1 protein-coding gene is annotated in these 1,012 nt (G+C 72.8%); it reads left to right on the top strand.

All coding sequences use genetic code 11. From position 1 onward, the window contains the following. Positions 1-171: 171 nt before the first annotated feature. Positions 172-1,012: alpha-lytic protease prodomain-containing protein (locus E0D90_RS25785; RefSeq protein ID WP_130800316.1), on the top strand; the 841-nt coding region annotated here is incomplete at its 3' end.

The following is a 1,012-nucleotide window of genomic DNA, read 5'->3' as shown; positions in this document are numbered from 1 at the left end:
CCGGCGTGCACCCCCGGTTCCGGCCAAATGCGCGCGTGATCCCGGGAGTTCCGGTACCGATTGGTCTGGACAATGCCTGTCGGCCGCTTCTACGCTCCCAGCGGGCTTGAGAGCGCTCCCAGCCTTCCGCTGTTCCACCCCACACAGGGAACAACAGAAGGGCACTCCCCCATGTCTCGCAGACGTGTCACCAAACGCACCGTCGGCATCAGCCTGTCCGCTCTCCTGCTCGCGAGCGGTCTCGCCGCCGCCGGGACCGCCGGCACCGCGGCCGCCGCGCCGGCCGCCTCCGCCGGGCTGGTCGCCGCGATGCAGAGCGACCTCGGCCTCACCGAGAGCCAGGCCCTGACGCGCCTCGCCCAGGAGGCCCAGGCGGGCGAACTGGCCCCCACGGCCGAGCGCGCCGCGGGCGACGCCTACGCCGGCAGCTGGTTCGACGCCGAGTCCGGCCTGCTGACTGTCGCCGTCACGGGCGCCGAGGAGGCCGCGAAGGTGGAGGCGACCGGCGCCGCCACCGAGATCGTGCGCTACAGCGCGTCCCAACTCGACGCCGCGCAGAGCGAGATCGACGCACGCGCCGACGACGCCCCGGCGGGCGTGGCCGGTTGGGGTGTGGACGTCCACACCAACCGCGTGGTGGTCAGCGTCGTCGAGGGCGAACTCGGCACACCCGAGGTACAGGAGTTCCTGGCCGACGCCCGCGCCGCCGGACCGGTGACGGTGCGCGAGGACGCCACGGAGCGCCCGAGCACCTTCGCCGCCGGCACGGTCGGCGGCGACCGCTACTGGACGGACAACGCGGGCTGCTCGATCGGCTTCTCGGTGCACGGCGGCTTCGTCACGGCCGGCCACTGCGGCGGCCAGGGCCAGGCTGTCCGGGGCTGGGACAACACCCACATCGGTCACTTCCAGGGTTCGTCGTTCCCCGGTGACGACCGGCGTGCACCCCCGGTTCCGGCCAAATGCGCGCGTGATCCCGGGAGTTCCGGTACCGATTGGTCTGGACAATGCC

The organism is Streptomyces otsuchiensis, from assembly GCF_004305975.1.
GTDB classification, from domain to species: domain Bacteria; phylum Actinomycetota; class Actinomycetes; order Streptomycetales; family Streptomycetaceae; genus Streptomyces; species Streptomyces otsuchiensis.
This window is presented reverse-complemented; position numbering and strand designations above follow the sequence as displayed.